Annotated in this window: 11 protein-coding genes; 6 read left to right on the forward strand and 5 right to left on the reverse strand. The window is 72.1% G+C overall.

Translation table 11 applies throughout. From position 1 onward, the window contains the following. Nucleotides 1–89 precede the first annotated feature (89 nt). The 3 genes from ADK65_RS20840 to ADK65_RS20850 all read right to left on the reverse strand — a co-directional run bounded on the left by ADK65_RS20840 (nucleotide 90) and on the right by ADK65_RS20850 (nucleotide 7,259). Nucleotides 90–1,553, reverse strand: coding sequence for a glutamate synthase subunit beta (locus ADK65_RS20840; protein ID WP_053671845.1), 1,464 nt, complete (start codon nucleotides 1,551–1,553; stop codon nucleotides 90–92). Next, nucleotides 1,546–6,144 (reverse strand): glutamate synthase large subunit, encoded by a 4,599-nt coding sequence (gltB, locus tag ADK65_RS20845; protein WP_078956073.1) that lies wholly within the window; start codon nucleotides 6,142–6,144, stop codon nucleotides 1,546–1,548. Before gltB ends, ADK65_RS20840 begins: the two co-directional genes overlap by 8 nt. A 383-nt stretch (nucleotides 6,145–6,527) precedes the next feature. Further along, nucleotides 6,528–7,259 carry a VIT1/CCC1 transporter family protein gene (locus tag ADK65_RS20850; protein WP_053671847.1) on the reverse strand — a complete coding sequence of 244 codons (732 nt, stop codon included), beginning with the start codon at nucleotides 7,257–7,259 and terminating at the stop codon, nucleotides 6,528–6,530. Nucleotides 7,260–7,486: 227 nt separating this feature from the next. Between ADK65_RS20850 and ADK65_RS20855 the strand changes: the two genes are divergently transcribed. From ADK65_RS20855 to ADK65_RS20880, 6 genes are read left to right on the forward strand one after another with little or no spacing between them, the layout of a single operon-like run. Continuing rightward, complete coding sequence (locus tag ADK65_RS20855) at nucleotides 7,487–8,482, forward strand: ADP-ribosylglycohydrolase family protein (protein ID WP_053671848.1); 996 nt, start codon at nucleotides 7,487–7,489, stop codon at nucleotides 8,480–8,482. Next, a complete protein-coding gene (locus tag ADK65_RS20860; protein ID WP_078956074.1) occupies nucleotides 8,479–9,717 on the forward strand; it encodes an ADP-ribosylglycohydrolase family protein in 1,239 nt (412 codons plus the stop codon). Before ADK65_RS20855 ends, ADK65_RS20860 begins: the two co-directional genes overlap by 4 nt. Nucleotides 9,718–9,724: 7 nt before the next feature. Continuing rightward, nucleotides 9,725–10,894, forward strand: a complete 1,170-nt coding sequence (locus tag ADK65_RS20865) for an ADP-ribosylglycohydrolase family protein (RefSeq protein ID WP_053671849.1) — start codon at nucleotides 9,725–9,727, stop codon at nucleotides 10,892–10,894. Further along, nucleotides 10,882–12,243 (forward strand): ADP-ribosylglycohydrolase family protein, encoded by a 1,362-nt coding sequence (locus ADK65_RS20870; RefSeq protein WP_053671850.1) that lies wholly within the window; start codon nucleotides 10,882–10,884, stop codon nucleotides 12,241–12,243. The genes ADK65_RS20865 and ADK65_RS20870 overlap by 13 nt, the downstream gene beginning before the upstream one ends. Then, nucleotides 12,240–13,439 carry a CaiB/BaiF CoA transferase family protein gene (locus ADK65_RS20875; RefSeq protein WP_053671851.1) on the forward strand — a complete coding sequence of 400 codons (1,200 nt, stop codon included), beginning with the start codon at nucleotides 12,240–12,242 and terminating at the stop codon, nucleotides 13,437–13,439. Before ADK65_RS20870 ends, ADK65_RS20875 begins: the two co-directional genes overlap by 4 nt. Then, complete coding sequence (locus ADK65_RS20880; protein ID WP_053671852.1) at nucleotides 13,436–14,248, forward strand: HpcH/HpaI aldolase/citrate lyase family protein; 813 nt, start codon at nucleotides 13,436–13,438, stop codon at nucleotides 14,246–14,248. Before ADK65_RS20875 ends, ADK65_RS20880 begins: the two co-directional genes overlap by 4 nt. A gap of 129 nt (nucleotides 14,249–14,377) precedes the next feature. Here ADK65_RS20880 and lgt read toward each other — a convergent pair whose 3' ends face one another. Together lgt and ADK65_RS20890 are read right to left on the reverse strand one after the other, a co-directional pair. Continuing rightward, nucleotides 14,378–15,346, reverse strand: a complete 969-nt coding sequence (gene lgt / locus ADK65_RS20885; protein WP_053671853.1) for a prolipoprotein diacylglyceryl transferase — start codon at nucleotides 15,344–15,346, stop codon at nucleotides 14,378–14,380. 92 nt (nucleotides 15,347–15,438) lie between these two features. Continuing rightward, nucleotides 15,439–16,215: a DsbA family protein gene (locus ADK65_RS20890; RefSeq protein ID WP_053671854.1), complete on the reverse strand. Its 777-nt coding sequence runs from the start codon at nucleotides 16,213–16,215 to the stop codon at nucleotides 15,439–15,441. Between the last annotated feature and the right edge of the window lie 23 nt (nucleotides 16,216–16,238).

The following is a 16,238-nucleotide window of genomic DNA, read 5'->3' on the forward strand; positions in this document are numbered from 1 at the left end:
GCGCCTGCCCGGGCGTCCGGTCGGGGACTGTGGGGCAGGCGCCGTCAGTGTTCCGTACGCCTTTGTACGGGACGTCTTGTGCGGTGCGGTCAGACCATCAGCGCGCGGTCCGTGGGACGGATCGGCGCCGGCAGCTCGCTGGCGCCCGTGAGCGCGCGGTCCACTCCGCGCGCCGCCGAGCGGCCCTCGGCGATCGCCCAGACGATGAGCGACTGGCCGCGGCCGGCGTCACCGGCGACGAACACACCCGGCACGTTGGTCCGGAAGTCGGCGTCGCGGGCGATGTTGCCGCGCTCGTCGAGCTCCAGGCCGAACTGCTCGACCAGGCCGTTCTCCCGGTCGGTGCCGGTGAAGCCCATCGCGAGGGTCACCAGCTGCGCGGGGATCTTGCGCTCGGAGCCCGGCTTCGGGGTGAGCTTGCCGTCGATGAACTCCACCTCGGTGAGGTGCAGCCACTGGACGTTGCCGTCCTCGTCGCCCTCGAAGTGGGTCGTCGAGACGGAGTAGACCCGCTCGCCGCCCTCCTCGTGCGCCGAGGTGACCTTGTACAGCATCGGGAAGGTCGGCCAGGGCTGGGAGGCGGCGTTCCGCTCCTCGCCCGGGCGGGGCATGATCTCCAGCTGCGTGACGGAGGCCGCGCCCTGGCGGTGGGCGGTGCCCACGCAGTCCGCGCCGGTGTCGCCGCCGCCGATGACCACGACGTGCTTGCCCTCGGCCGACAGCGGAGTGGTGACGTAGTCGCCCTCCTGGACCTTGTTGGCCAGCGGCAGGTACTCCATGGCCTGGTAGATGCCCTTGAGCTCGCGGCCGGGCACCGGCAGGTCGCGGGCCGTGGTGGCGCCGACGGCCAGGACGACCGCGTCGTAGCGCTTCTTCAGGTCCGTGGCCTTCAGGTCGCGGCCGATCTCGATGCCCGTGCGGAAGCGGGTGCCCTCCGCGCGCATCTGCTCGATACGGCGGTTGATGTGCCGCTTCTCCATCTTGAACTCGGGGATGCCGTAGCGGAGGAGGCCTCCGATGCGGTCCGCGCGCTCGTAGACGGCGACGGTGTGGCCGGCGCGGGTCAGCTGCTGGGCGGCGGCGAGACCGGCCGGGCCCGAGCCGACGACGGCGACGGTCTTGCCGGACAGGCGCTCGGGGATCTGCGGGGCGACGTCCCCGGTCTCCCACGCCTTGTCGATGATCGAGACCTCGACGTTCTTGATGGTGACGGCCGGCTGGTTGATGCCGAGCACACAGGCCGACTCGCAGGGAGCGGGGCACAGGCGGCCCGTGAACTCCGGGAAGTTGTTCGTCGCGTGCAGACGCTCCGAGGCGGCGGCCCAGTCCTCGCGGTAGGCGTAGTCGTTCCACTCGGGGATGAGGTTCCCGAGCGGACAGCCGTTGTGGCAGAACGGGATGCCGCAGTCCATGCAGCGGCTGGCCTGCTTGCTGATGATCGGCAGCAGGGAGCCGGGGACGTAGACCTCGTTCCAGTCCTTGACGCGCTCCTCGACGGGGCGGGACTTGGCGACCTCGCGCCCGTGGTTCAGGAAGCCCTTCGGGTCAGCCATTGATCGCCGCCTCCATCATCTTCTCGTGGGTCTCGGTCTCGGACAGACCGGCTCGCTCGGCGGCTTCCTTGGCGGCGAGCACTGCCTTGTACGTGCTGGGGATGATCCTGCTGAAGCGCTCGACGGCGGTGTCCCACTCGCCCAGGAGCTTCTCGGCCACGGTCGAGCCGGTCTCCTCGTGGTGGCGTCGGACCACGTCGTGCAGCCACTGCTTGTCGGTGTCGTCCAGCGCCTCGACGGCGTCCAGGTTGCCGACGTTGACGTTGTCGCGGTCCAGGTCGATCACGTACGCGATACCGCCGGACATGCCGGCCGCGAAGTTGCGGCCGGTCTCGCCGAGCACCACCGCGTGACCACCGGTCATGTACTCGCAGCCGTGGTCGCCCACGCCCTCGGAGACGACCGTGGCACCGGAGTTGCGGACGCAGAACCGCTCGCCGACCTTGCCGCGCAGGAACATCTCGCCGCCGGTGGCGCCGTAGCCGATGGTGTTGCCGGCGATGACGCTGTACTCGGCGAGGTGGTCGGCCGCGCGGTCCGGGCGGACCACGATCCGGCCGCCGGAGAGGCCCTTGCCGACGTAGTCGTTGGCGTCGCCCTCCAGTCGGAGCGTGACACCGCTGGGCACGAAGGCGCCGAAGGACTGGCCCGCGGAGCCGGTGAAGGTGATGTCGATGGTGTCGTCGGGCAGGCCCGCGCCACCGAACTTCTTCGTCACCTCGTGGCCGAGCATGGTGCCGACCGTGCGGTTGATGTTGCGGATCTGCACCTGGGCGCGCACCGGCTGGGCGTCGGTGGCGCCGGAAGCGGCGAGCGCGTCCGAGGCCAGCTTGATCAGCTGGTTGTCGAGCGCCTTCTCCAGACCGTGGTCCTGTTCGATCAGCTGGTGACGCACCGCGCCCTCGGGCAGCTCGGGCACGTGGAACAGCGGCTCCAGGTCCAGGCCCTGGGCCTTCCAGTGGTCGACCGCGCGGGTCACGTCGAGCGTCTCGGCGTGGCCGACGGCCTCCTCGATGGAGCGGAAGCCCAGCTCGGCGAGGATCTCGCGGACCTCTTCGGCGATGTACTGGAAGAAGTTCACGACGTACTCGGCCTTGCCGGAGTAGCGCTCGCGCAGGACCGGGTTCTGCGTGGCGATGCCGACCGGGCAGGTGTCGAGGTGGCAGACGCGCATCATGACGCAGCCGGAGACGACGAGCGGCGCGGTCGCGAAACCGAACTCCTCGGCGCCGAGCAGCGCGGCGATGACCACGTCACGGCCGGTCTTCAACTGGCCGTCGGTCTGCACGACGATGCGGTCGCGCAGGCCGTTGAGCAGCAGCGTCTGCTGGGTCTCGGCGAGGCCGAGCTCCCAGGGACCGCCGGCGTGCTTCAGCGAGGTGAGCGGCGAGGCGCCCGTGCCTCCGTCGTGGCCGGAGATCAGGACGACGTCCGCGTGCGCCTTGGACACACCCGCCGCGACCGTGCCGACGCCGACCTCGGAGACCAGCTTCACGTGAATCCGCGCCTGCGGGTTCGCGTTCTTCAGGTCGTGGATCAGCTGGGCGAGGTCCTCGATGGAGTAGATGTCGTGGTGCGGCGGCGGGGAGATCAGACCGACACCCGGGGTCGAGTGACGGGTCTTGGCGACCCACGGGTAGACCTTGTGGCCGGGCAGCTGACCGCCCTCGCCGGGCTTGGCGCCCTGGGCCATCTTGATCTGGATGTCGTCGGAGTTGACCAGGTACTCGGAGGTCACACCGAAGCGGCCGGAGGCGACCTGCTTGATGGACGACCGGCGCGCCGGGTCGTACAGGCGCTCCGCGTCCTCGCCACCCTCACCGGTGTTGGACTTGCCGCCCAGCTGGTTCATGGCGATGGCGAGGGTCTCGTGCGCCTCCTGGGAGATGGAGCCGTACGACATGGCGCCGGTGGAGAAGCGCTTGACGATCTCGGAGACCGGCTCGACCTCGTCGATGGAGATCGGCTGCCGGTCCGACTTGAAGCCGAAGAGCCCGCGGAGCGTCATGAGGCGCTCGGACTGCTCGTTCACGCGCTCGGTGTACTTCTTGAAGATGTCGTAGCGGCCGGAGCGCGTGGAGTGCTGGAGGCGGAAGACCGTCTCCGGGTCGAACAGGTGCGGCTCGCCCTCGCGGCGCCACTGGTACTCGCCGCCTATCTCCAGCGCGCGGTGCGCCGGGGCGATGCCGGAGGCCGGGTAGGCCTTGGCGTGCCGGGCGGCGACCTCCTTGGCGACGACGTCGATGCCGACACCGCCGATCTTGGTGGCCGTGCCGTTGAAGTACTTCTCGACGAAGGCGTCGTCGAGACCGACGGCCTCGAAGACCTGGGCGCCGCGGTAGGAGGCGACGGTCGAGATGCCCATCTTGGACATGACCTTCAGCACGCCCTTGCCGAGGGCGTAGATGAGGTTGCGGATGGCCTTCTCGGGCTCGACGCCGGGCAGGAAGGTGCCGGCGCGGACCAGGTCCTCGACGGACTCCATCGCCAGGTACGGGTTGACGGCGGCGGCGCCGTAGCCGATGAGCAGGGCGACGTGGTGGACCTCGCGGACGTCACCGGCCTCGACCAGCAGGCCCACCTGGGTGCGCTGCTTGGTGCGGATGAGGTGGTGGTGGACGGCCGCGGTGAGCAGCAGCGACGGGATCGGGGCGTGCTCGGCGTCCGAGTGGCGGTCCGACAGGACGATCAGGCGGGCGCCGTTCTCGATGGCGGCGTCGGCCTCGGCGCAGATCTCCTCGATGCGCGCGGCCAGCGCGTCACCGCCGCCGTGCACCCGGTACAGGCCGGAGAGCGTCGCGGCCTTGAAGCCGGGCATGTCGCCGTCTGCGTTGATGTGGATGAGCTTGGCCAGCTCGTCGTTGTCGATCACCGGGAAGGGCAGCAGGACGCTGCGGCAGGAGGCCGCGGTCGGGTCGAGCAGGTTGCCCTGGGGGCCCAGCGACGAGCGCAGGGAGGTGACCAGTTCCTCGCGGATGGCGTCCAGCGGCGGGTTGGTGACCTGCGCGAACAGCTGGGTGAAGTAGTCGAAGAGCAGACGCGGGCGGTCCGACAGCGCGGCGATCGGCGAGTCGGTGCCCATCGAGCCGATCGGCTCGGCACCGGCCTTGGCCATCGGCGCGAGGAGGACGCGCAGCTCCTCCTCGGTGTAGCCGAAGGTCTGCTGGCGGCGGGTGACCGAGGCGTGCGTGTGCACGATGTGCTCGCGCTCGGGCAGGTCGGAGAGCTCGATCTCCCCGGCCTCCAGCCACTCGGCGTAGGGCTGCTCGGCGGCGAGGCCGGCCTTGATCTCGTCGTCCTCGATGATGCGGTGCTCGACGGTGTCGACGAGGAACATACGGCCCGGCTGGAGACGGCCCTTGCGGACCACCTTGGCGGGGTCGATGTCGAGGACGCCGACCTCGGAGCCGAGGACGACGAGGCCGTCGTCGGTGACCCAGTAACGGCCGGGGCGCAGGCCGTTGCGGTCGAGGACCGCGCCGACCTGGGTGCCGTCGGTGAAGGTGACACAGGCCGGGCCGTCCCAGGGCTCCATCATCGTGGAGTGGAACTGGTAGAAGGCGCGCCGGGCCGGGTCCATGGAGTCGTGGTTCTCCCACGCCTCGGGGATCATCATCAGCACGGAGTGCGGCAGGGAACGGCCGCCCAGGTGCAGGAGTTCGAGGACCTCGTCGAAGGAGGCGGAGTCGGAGGCGTCCGGCGTGCAGACCGGGAAGATCCGGTCGATGGCCTTGTCGTCGGAGCCGAACAGGTCGGAGACCAGCTGCGACTCGCGGGCCACCATCCAGTTGCGGTTGCCCTTGACGGTGTTGATCTCACCGTTGTGCGCGACGAAGCGGTAGGGGTGGGCCAGCGGCCACGAGGGGAACGTGTTCGTCGAGAACCGGGAGTGCACGAGCGCGATCGCGGAGGCGAAGCGGCGGTCGGACAGGTCCGGGAAGAAGGGCTCCAGCTGGCCGGTGGTCAGCATGCCCTTGTAGACGATGGTCCGCGCGGACAGCGACGGGAAGTAGACGCCGGCCTCGCGCTCGGCGCGCTTGCGCAGCACGAAGGCCTTGCGGTCGAGGGCGATCCCCTCCGACGTGCCGTCGGCGACGAAGATCTGGCGGAAGACCGGCATGGTCGACCGGGCGGTGGCACCCAGCAGCTGGGGGGCGACCGGCACCTCGCGCCAGCCGAGGACGGTCAGGCCCTCGTCGGCCGCGATGGTCTCGATCTGCGAGACGGCCTCGGCGGTGGAGTCCTCCGGCAGGAAGGCGATACCGACGGCGTAGGAACCGGCGTCGGGCAGTTCGAATCCGGCCACGTCCCGGAAGAAGGCGTCCGGGACCTGCGACAGGATGCCGGCGCCGTCACCCGAGTCGGGCTCGGAGCCGGTGGCGCCGCGGTGTTCGAGGTTGCGCAGAACGGTCAGAGCCTGTTCCACCAGGGTGTGGGACGCCTCGCCGGTGAGGGTGGCGACGAAGCCGACGCCGCAGGCGTCGTGCTCGTTGCGGGGGTCGTACATACCCTGCGCAGCAGGGCGAGCATCCATGAACGACCAATTCTGGCCGTTCGCGGAATGCTGGGACGGCTGGCGCGGCGTACGCATCGGCTCTCCCGTCGTCGTCTGTGGCATATGCAAAAGTGCCGAGGGACGACGTTGGCCCTCGCGTGATCGCAAAATTTCGTGCAGGTTACATGATGGAGCGGTTCTCGGGAACCGGGATAATCCGTTCCAGCATGCGGACACTGCGGGTGCGCGGCGGGGGTACCGCGCCAGCAGTGGAAGCTGTGGAGGGACCGCACGAAACGATCGGGTCAGATCGGTCTGCGTAGGGCCCGGGGGGCGGGGCAGGCGTCTTCGCCCGACCCGCCGGGGTGCGCGGCGGGCGTCGTTGCCCGCAGCGCTTACGGCTCATGCCCGGTGGTCGCACATCCGAAACCAACGAGTAACGACTACCTATGCAGTCCCTTGCATAGGTCCGAGCCGCGCTATCCTACGGCCGTTCCGAACACGGTGCCCAGGGCGTACGTCACACCGGCCGCCGCGCCTCCCAGCAACAGCTGCCGCAGCCCGCTGTACCACCAGGTCCGCGCCGTCACCTTGGCCACCACCGCGCCGCACAGGAAGAGTCCGAGCAGCGCCAGCAGCACGGCCGGCCACATGCTGCTCGCCCCCAGCAGATAGGGCGCGACGGGAATCAGCGCGCCGAGCGCGAAGGAGCCGAAGCTGGACACCGCGGCCACGGTGGGCGAGGGCAGATCGCCGGGGTCGATGCCCAGTTCCTCCCGGGCGTGGATCTCCAGCGCCTGCTCGGGATCCTTCGACAGCTGCCGCGCGACCTCGCGGGCCAGCCCCGGCTCGACGCCCCTCGACTCGTAGAGCGCGGCGAGCTCGGCCTCCTCGTCCTTGGGGTGCTTGCGCAGCTGGCGGCGCTCCACGTCCAGCTCGGCCTCGACGAGCTCGCGCTGCGAGGCGACGGAGGTGTACTCGCCGGCGGCCATGGAGAAGGCGCCGGCGGCCAGGCCCGCGAGTCCACTGAGGACGACGGTGTGCTGACTGACCGCACCGCCCGCGACGCCGGTCATCAGGGCGAGGTTGGAGACGAGGCCGTCCATCGCGCCGAAGACCGCGGGACGCAGCCAGCCGCCGTTCACGTCCCGGTGCGTGTGGTTGTCCCGGTGCGCCTCGTGCAGCGTCGCCTCGGTCTCGATGATGGCCATGAAAAGAACCCCACTCCCCGTCCACGGACTGCTCTTTGGACACGTTCCAGAGTTTTACAACACCAAAACTACGCCCCGAATTCCATCACCGCCAGCAAGGAAAGGCTGCGCTAACCTGCGGTTTTACCGTCATCCGCTCACTTGATCAACATGGTGCGCAGATGTCGACCGGGTGATGCTGAGGCTCGTGAGGCTCGGCGGAGTCATCGCAGTGGGACACATCCCCCATGGCATCGATCGGGCTCCGGGCACGGGCACGGGGCGCACTGCTGGGCCTGGCCGTCGGTGACGCGCTCGGGGCCCCGGCCGAGAACATGAAGCCCTCCGAGATCCGCGCCCGGTGGGGCCGCATCACCGGGTACGTCTCTGATAACCCGTCCGGCACGGATGACACCGAGTACGCGATCTTCTCCGGGCTGCTGCTGGCCCGGCACGGCTCCGCGCTCACCCCGGGCCATGTGGAAGCGGCCTGGCACGAGTGGATCGCCGACCGTGACGAGGGCCCCTTCCGGGGCGCCGGGTTCAGCGAACGCGGCACCCTGGAGAACCTCCGCCGGGGCCTGGCCGCCCCGATCTCCGCCCAGCACCGGCATGCCTGGAGCGACGGCCTGGCCATGCGCGCGGCACCCTTCGGCGTGTTCGCCGCGGGCCGCCCGGCGGAGGCGGCCCGGCTGGTCGCGATCGACGGCTCGGTGAGCCATGACGGCGAGGGCATCCACGGCGGCCGGGCCGTGGCCGCGGGTGTCGCGGCGGCCATGGCGGGCGCGCCGCCGGACGCGGTGGTGGCGGCGGCCCTCGCGGTCCTCCCCGACGACTCCTGGACGGCCCGCAGCCTGCGCCGCGCGGTCGCCGTCGCCCACCACGGCGAACGCGCGGTCCGCTCCGCGGTCGTCATCGGCGGCTACCCCTGGACCGATCTGGCCCCCGAGGCCGTCGCCCTCGCCTTCGGCGCGTACGCGGCGGCCGACGGCGACTTCGAACAGTCGGTCCTGACGGCCGTGAACATGGGCCGCGACGCGGACACGACGGCGGCGGTGGCGGGAGCACTGGCGGGCGCGACGCGGGGCGAGTCGGCGGTCCCGCAGGCCTGGGCGGCCGCCATCGGCCCGGTTCACGGCAGATGCCTCCCGGCGATGGCCGGCTACCACGTCCTGGACGTGGCGGACCTGCTGACACCGGCGGACTCCCTCCTGCCGAACGACGGAACGGAGGCCCTCGCATGACAACGCACGCACCGGCACCCGCCGACGGTGAGCGCGCCCCACAGGAGACCAGGACCCCTCGGGTGACAGTTACGGGCGGTGCGCGGGCGGGAGACACACGGGCCGAAGGCGAAGCCGAGGCCCCGAGACGCGCCGAAGGCCTCCTGCTCGGACTCGCCGCCGGCGACGCCGCCGGCTGGCCCGCGGCCCGGCACAGAGCCGCCCGCATGCCCGACTGGACCCGCCGCCTCACCCGCGAACTGGACACCTTCGCCGAACAGAACGCCACGACCACCCTCCCCGTCCCCATCGCCCTGAACCAGCCCCCCGAGCCCCTGCACCTCGGCCCCTCCGACGACGCCGAATGGGCGGCCTTCGCTGCGGAAGCCCTCCTGCGCGCAGGCGACGACACCGTCCTGAACGACCTCAGCCGCGACCGCCGGGCCCGAGCCGCCATCGACCTCACCTGGAACGCCCTCGCCGCCGAGGTCGCCGCCGCGGCGGACCGCGCCCCCGAGATCGAGTCCGCCGTCCTCCCCCTGCGCGCCCGCATCTCCGTCCGCGCCGGCCTCGGCAACCTCGCCACCGGCCTGCGTCCGCCCGCCACCGGCCACGACAACCCGCACTACTTCGACGACGCCGCCTGCGTACGCGCCTGCGTCCTGGCCGTGGCCCACCCCGGAGATCCCCGCAGCGCCGCAGACCTGGCGGAGTTCGACGCCCGCTACACCCAGGACGGCGACGGCGTCCACGGCGCCCGCGCGATGGCTGCCGCGCTCTCCCTCGCCCTGGCCGGTGCGGACGTCGACGCCTGCGTCACCGCGGCCCTCGCCGAACTGCCCGAGAAGACGGAGATCGGCCGCAACGCCCGGCACGCCCTGCGGCTCGCCGCCGCAGCGGACAGTGCCTTCGCCCTGGTCCCACCCCTGGAACACCAGATCGTCGACCACGTCTACAGCTACGGCATCGCCGCCGCCGAGACCGTCCCGGTCGCCCTCGCCCTGGCCACCGCCGCCCGCGGCCGCATCGCGGACGCGATCCCCGCGGCGGCCTGCCTGTCCCGCGTCGCGGACTCCGCCCCGGCCCTGGCCGGCGCCCTCACCGGCGCGCTGGGCGGCGGCGCGTGCGTCCCCGGGTCCTGGCGGGAGAGCTGCCGCACCCTCTCCGGCTGCGCCCTGCCCCGCCTCACCGGCACGGACCTCGTGGAACTCGCCGGGCTCCTGGAAGCCGTACAACCGGCCCGCCCGGGTGGATGATGCGGCCATGCAGCCCAAAAGCCAACAAAACGCCTCGCTGGACGAGCGGATCACCGGCGCCCTGGTCGGGGCGGCGGTCGGTGACGCTCTCGGCGGTCCCGTCGAGGGCTACTCGCCCGAGCAGATCCTCGAACGCCACGGCGGCCGCGTCCACGGCATCGTCGGCCCCTGGCACGGCGACGCCTGGCGCACGGCCCGCCCCCTCGCTCCGTACCACAAGGGCGACGGGCACGTGACCGACGACACGTTGATGACCCATGCCCTGGTCCGCGTCTACGCCCGGGTCCGCGACCACCTCGACGCCTACGCGATCGCCGACCACCTGGTCCCGGACCTGATGACCGAGCCCCGCTGGATCCCGGAACTGGAGACCGAGGCACTCCCCCTCCAGCGGATCTTCCTGGCCGAGAAGTGGCTGGTGACGAGGATCCACTACGGCCACGCCGACCCTCGCGAGGCCGGCACCGGCAACATCGTCAACTGCGGGGCGGCGATGTACACGGCCCCGGTCGGGCTGGTCAACGCCGCCGACCCGCGGGCTGCGTACGCCGAGGCCCTCGACATCGCCGGCGCGCACCAGTCGTCGTACGGCCGTGAGGCAGCGGGCGTCCTGGCCGCGGGCGTGGCGGCGGCGTGCACGCCCGGCGCGACACCGGACTCGGTCGTCTCGGCCTGTCTCGCCCTCGCGAAGGACGGCACCCGGGCCGCGATCGAGCGGGTCTGCGAGGAGGCCTCCCGGCACACGGACTTCGAGTCGGCACTGGGGCCGTTGCGTGCGGCGGTGGCCCCCTACGACACGGTGGGCCCCGACTACCGTGCCCCTTCGCTCGGCGCCCGCCGCCCTTCCCGGCTGCACGCGATCGAGGAACTGCCCATCGCGCTGGGCATGCTGGTCGTGGCACGCGGCGACCACCGCCACGCGGTCCTCGGCGCGGTCAACTACGGCCGCGACTGCGACTCCATCGCCACGATGGCCGGCGCCCTGGCGGGCGCCCTGGGCTCCCCGGTCCCGGAGGACTGGGCCAAGACGGTCGCGGAGGCGAGCCGGCTGGACCTCTGGGAACCGGCGGCCACCCTCACGGCCGTGACCCGCGAGATCTTCACCAGGGACCTGTCCCGCCGCCGTGCCCACGAGCAGGCCTTCGCATCCCTCGGAGGCCTGGCATGCTCCGACTGACCTGGGTCCAGCCGGAGGACCTGATCGGCCACGAACTGCGCCAGGCGGCCCTGGACGGACGCGAGCCGAGGGCGGTCGCGGCCCGCTGGCGAGCGGCGGGCGGCCCGGACGCCCCGGCCGCCGGGGGCGCGTCCCCCACGCCCGTGTCCCGCTACCTGCGCCGGCTGGCCGCGGACCTCCTGGACGAACTGGCGGACCTCCCCAGCCGCCTGACCGACGACGAGCCGACAGACCTGGAGAGGATCAAGGCGGCGTGCCCCGACTGGCCCGAACCCCTGGGCATCCCGGCCACCACCCCGGAACACCTGGAAGCCGCCTGGCTCGGCCGCGCCGCCGGCTGCCTCCTGGGCAAGCCGGTCGAGAAGCTCCCCCTCGACGCCATCCGCCGGCTCGCCCGCTCCACCGGCAACTGGCCCCTCACCACCTACTTCACCGCCCGGGGCGTCCCGGCGGAACTCCTGGAACGGCATCCCTGGAACCGCCGCTCGGCAGCCACCTCCCTCGCCGAGAACATCGACGGCATGCCCGAGGACGACGACCTCGACTACCCGGTGCTCAACCTCGTCCTGCTCCAGCGGTACGGCACGGCCTTCACCACCGCGGACGTGGCCCGGACCTGGCTCGACGAACTCCCCGCCGGCCGTACGTTCACCGCCGAACGCGTCGCCTACCGCAACCTCCTGACCGGCCTGGAGCCCCCGCACACCGCCCGCCACCGCAACCCGTTCCGCGAATGGATCGGCGCCCTGATCCGCGCCGACGTCCACGGCTGGACCAATCCCGGCGACCCGGCCGCGGCGGCCGGGCAGGCCCACCGGGACGCCACTCTCACGCACACCGCCAACGGCGTCTACGCGGCGATGTTCACGGCGGCCGTCATCGCAACGGCCGCGACCGGCGACCACGACGTCCACACCTGTCTCCGCACCGGCCTCACCGTCGTCCCGCCACGCTCCCGTCTCGCCCGGGCCGTCACCGAAGCCGTCCGGCTCGCGCACGAGCACGAGGACTTCGACACCGTCGTCGACGCACTCCACGCCACCCACGCCGCCACCCACCACTGGGTGCACGCCGTCCCCAACACCGCGCTGATCGCCGCCGCCCTCACCCACGCGAACGGCGACTTCACCGGCTCCGTCTGCCGCGCGGTGAGCGGCGGCTGGGACACCGACTCCAACGGCGCGACGGCGGGCAGCATCACCGGACTGCTGGCCGGGCACCCCGCGGCGCTCCCCGACCGATGGACCGCACCCCTGAAGAACCGGCTGGCCACGTCCATCGGCGACTTCAACGGCATCGGCTTCGACACCCTCGCCCACCTCACGTACCGGGAGACCCGACGCCCATGACCGCCTCCACCACCGGGCCCCTCACCGGCCTGCGCGTCCTCGACCTCGCCACGCTCTTCGCCGGCCCGATGGCCGCCACCCTGCTCGGCGACTTCGGCGCCGAGGTCGTCAAGATCGAGCACCCGGGCAGGCCGGACCCCTCCCGCGGCCACGGCCCCTCCAAGGACGGCGTGGGCCTGTGGTGGAAGATGCTGGGCCGCAACAAGCGGACCATGACGCTCGACCTGTCGAAGCCCGGCGGCCGTGCCATCCTCCTGCGCCTGGCCGCCCGCACCGACGTGATCATCGAGAACTTCCGCCCCGGCACTCTGGAGAAGTGGGACCTGGGCTGGCCGGAGCTGTCGGCGGCCAACCCCCGCCTGGTCCTCGCCCGGGTCACCGGCTTCGGACAGTTCGGCCCCTACGCTCATCGCCCCGGCTTCGGCACCCTCGCCGAGGCGATGAGCGGCTTCGCCGCGATCACCGGCGAACCGGACGCGCCCCCGACCCTCCCGCCGTTCGGCCTGGCCGACTCCATCGCGGGCCTGACGACGGCGTACGCCGTGATGACCGCGCTCGCCGCCCGCGAGCGCACCGGCGAGGGCCAGGTCGTCGACACGGCCCTGATCGAGCCGATCCTGGCCGCGCTCGGCCCCCAGCCCCTCTGGTACGACCAGCTCGGGCACGTCCAGCCCCGCACCGGCAACCGCTCCCCCAACAACGCCCCGCGCGGGGTCTACCGCACCGCGGACGGCACCTGGGTCGCCGTCTCCACCTCGGCCCAGTCGGTCGCGGAACGCGTGATGCACCTGGTCGGCCGCCCGGAACTGATCGACGAACCCTGGTTCGCCACGGGCGCCGAGCGCGCCCTGCACGCCGACGTCCTGGACGAGGCGGTCGGCACCTGGATCGCCGCGCGCACCCGCACCGACGTCCTGGCCGCGTTCGAGAAGGCCGAGGCGGCGGTGGCCCCGGTCCAGGACGTCCGGGACGTGATGGCGGACCCGCAGTACCAGGCCCTGGAGACCATCACCACCGTCGACGACCCCGAACTGGGCCCGCTGCGCATGCAGAACGTCCTGTTCCGCCTCTCCGCCACACCCGGCGTGATCCGCTGGGCCGGCCGCCCGCACGGCGCCGACACCGAGGAGGTCCTCACCGAGCTGGGCCTGACCCCGGGCGACCTCGCCGCGCTGCGCGCGGAGGGCGCCCTGTGACGGCGTACCCGCTCACCTGGCTCTACGTCCCGGGCGACCGCCCGCACGTGGTGGCGAAGGCCCTCACCAGCGGCGCCGACGTCGTGGTCGTCGACCTGGAGGACGCGGTCCCCCCGGACCGCAAGGCCTACGCCCGCGCCGCCACCGCGGAGCTGCTCACGGAAGGGCCCCCGGTGCCGGTCCACGTACGCGTCAACCCGCTGGGCGGCCGGGGCGAGCAGGACATCGCCGCCCTCGTGGGAGCGCCGGGTTTGTCCGGGCTGCGGCTGCCCAAGGTGACCTCGGCCGCCGAGATCGTCCGTGTGGCCCGCCGCACGGCACGGACCGACCTGTACGCGCTCCTGGAGACGGCCCTCGGTGTGGAGCGGGCCTACGCCGTCGCGACCGCCCACCCCCGTCTGCGGGGCATCTCGCTCGGGGAGGCCGACCTCTGCGCCGACCTCGGCGTGCGCGACGGCACGGGCCTGGACTGGTCCCGCTCCCGGGTGGTGGTGGCCGCCCGCGCCGCGGGCCTGCCGCCACCGGCCCAGTCGGTCCACCCGGACATCCACGACCAGGAGGGACTGGCCGCCTCCTGCGCGCACGGCCGCGCCCTGGGCTTTCTGGGCCGGGCCGCGATCCACCCCCGCCAGCTGCCGGTGATCGAGCGGGCCTATCTGCCCGGCGCGGAGGAGATCGAGCAGGCGGAAACGGTCCTCGAGGCGGCCGCCGCCGAGCAGGGCGCCCAGGCCCTGCCGGACGGCCGCTTCATCGACGCGGCGATGGTCACGGCGGCCCGGCGCACCCTGGCCCTGACCCGTCACCGCTGACGAACCGACGGCCACGGCGGGACACACCCTTCCCACACCCACCGCCTCTCACGTACCGAGCCCTGACGTGCCGAAGGGCGCCCGGGGAGAGTCCCGGGCGCCCTCGGCGCGTCACATGCGGCTGGACCGTCAGGTCTTCTTCCCCGACCCGGCCTCGTTCCTGGCACCGTCCGTCTCGGCGTCGTCCGCGGGCTGGTCGTCCTCCCCGGCGTCCTCGGCCCGGTCGGCCTTGCCCGTGGCATCGGCCGGCTCGGCACCGTCGGTCTCACCGCCGGAGGCATCCGCACCCGGCTCGACGACGTCCTCCCGTCCGGGCCGCTTCTTCGACGACACCACCAGGTACGTCACCGCGAGCAGGAACACGAGGATCGCGGTCCACACGTTCAGCCGGACGCCCAGGATGTGGTGGGCGTCGTCGACGCGCATGTACTCGATCCAGCCACGCCCCGCGCAGTACGCGGCGACGTACAGCGCGAACGCCCGGCCGTGTCCGAGCCGGAAGCGGCGGTCGGCCCAGATGACCAGGAGCGCCACACCGATGCACCACAGCGACTCGTACAGGAACGTCGGGTGGTAGGTGCCCGGCACCCGCCCGTCCGACGAGGAGGTGATCTCCAGGGCCCAGGGCAGATCGGTGGGCTTGCCGTACAGCTCCTGGTTGAACCAGTTGCCCCAGCGGCCGATCGCCTGGGCGAAGGCGATGCCCGGCGCGACGGCGTCGGCGTAGGCCGGCATCGGGATGCCGCGGCGGCGGCAGCCGATCCACGCGCCCAGCGCACCCAGCGCGATCGCGCCCCAGATGCCGAGGCCGCCCTCCCAGATCTTGAAGGCGTCCACCCAGTCACGGCCCTCGCTGAAGTACAGCTCGTAGTCCGTGATCACGTGGTAGAGCCGGCCGCCGACCAGGCCGAACGGCACGGCCCAGACAGCGATGTCGGCCACCGTGCCGGCCCGCCCGCCCCGGGCGATCCAGCGCTTGTTGCCGAGCCAGACCGCGACGAAGACGCCGATGATGATGCAGAACGCGTAGCCGCGCAGCGGAATGGGGCCGAGGTACAGCACCCCGCGCGACGGGCTGGGAATGAAGGCAAGTTCCATGGCAAGGTCGACGCTACCGTGCCGCACCGGGCCCGCGGCAGGCAGCCCGGCTACGGGTCCATAACAGGGGCGTGAGAATGGCCCTTACGCCCTTACCCCTTGTTCGCCTCCCGCACCATCTGCTTCAGCTTGGCGGGGGTCATCGTCCGGTCCTGGTAGATGTTCTCGCCGTCGAACAGCACGGTCGGCGTGCCCGAGAAGCCGCCCTTGTCGAACGCCTGGTGGGACTTGGTGACCCAGCCGTTGTGCGTGCCCTTCTCGACACAGGTGCGGAAGGCGGGGGTGTCCAGTCCGTCGACCTTGCCGGCCAGCTCGATCAGCCGGGCGTTGTCCGCGTAGGCGTCGTCGACCTCCGAGGGCTGGTGGTCGAAGAGGACGTCGTGGTAGGCGGGGAACTTCCCGGCGTCCTGGGCGCAGGCCGCCGCGTTGGCGGCGTTGCGGGAGCCCGTGCCGCGCATGTTGCCGTCGATCAGGGTCACCAGGTGGTACTCGACCTTCAGGTCGCCGGCGTCGGTCAGTTCGTGGATCACCGGCCGGTACGCCGTCTCGAAGGACTTGCACGCGGGGCAGCGGAAGTCCTCCCACACCGTGAGCGTGGACTTGGCACTGTCCTTGCCGACCGGGAGGGCGAGGCTGTCCTTGCCCCGTGCTCCGGAGGGCACCACGACCGGCCCCGAGGCCTCGCTGCCGTCGTCCTTGCCGGCGTTGGCCGCGACGACGCCGATCACCGCCGCGAGTCCCAGGACGGCGACGACGGCGCCGCCGACGATCAGCGCGCGCCGGCGCTTGTCCGCGGACTTCTGCTTCTCGCGCTCGACCGCCAGCTTCTCCCGGGCGGTGCGCTTTCCCTCACGGTTCTTCTCGCTCACACCCCGGAAACGAACCGGGGAGG

The organism is Streptomyces sp. NRRL B-1140 (assembly GCF_001280065.1).
Taxonomy (GTDB): domain Bacteria; phylum Actinomycetota; class Actinomycetes; order Streptomycetales; family Streptomycetaceae; genus Streptomyces.

What these genes read in the sequence shown, in the direction of transcription:
- ADK65_RS20840 (WP_053671845.1), bottom strand. Translation starts at nt 1,553, where the DNA reads ATGGCTGACCCGAAGGGCTTCCTGAACCACGGGCGCGAGGTCGCCAAG.
- gltB (WP_078956073.1), bottom strand. Translation starts at nt 6,144, where the DNA reads ATGCGTACGCCGCGCCAGCCGTCCCAGCATTCCGCGAACGGCCAGAAT.
- ADK65_RS20850 (WP_053671847.1), bottom strand. Translation starts at nt 7,259, where the DNA reads ATGGCCATCATCGAGACCGAGGCGACGCTGCACGAGGCGCACCGGGAC.
- ADK65_RS20855 (WP_053671848.1), top strand. Translation starts at nt 7,487, where the DNA reads ATGGCATCGATCGGGCTCCGGGCACGGGCACGGGGCGCACTGCTGGGC.
- ADK65_RS20860 (WP_078956074.1), top strand. Translation starts at nt 8,479, where the DNA reads ATGACAACGCACGCACCGGCACCCGCCGACGGTGAGCGCGCCCCACAG.
- ADK65_RS20865 (WP_053671849.1), top strand. Translation starts at nt 9,725, where the DNA reads ATGCAGCCCAAAAGCCAACAAAACGCCTCGCTGGACGAGCGGATCACC.
- ADK65_RS20870 (WP_053671850.1), top strand. Translation starts at nt 10,882, where the DNA reads ATGCTCCGACTGACCTGGGTCCAGCCGGAGGACCTGATCGGCCACGAA.
- ADK65_RS20875 (WP_053671851.1), top strand. Translation starts at nt 12,240, where the DNA reads ATGACCGCCTCCACCACCGGGCCCCTCACCGGCCTGCGCGTCCTCGAC.
- lgt (WP_053671853.1), bottom strand. Translation starts at nt 15,346, where the DNA reads ATGGAACTTGCCTTCATTCCCAGCCCGTCGCGCGGGGTGCTGTACCTC.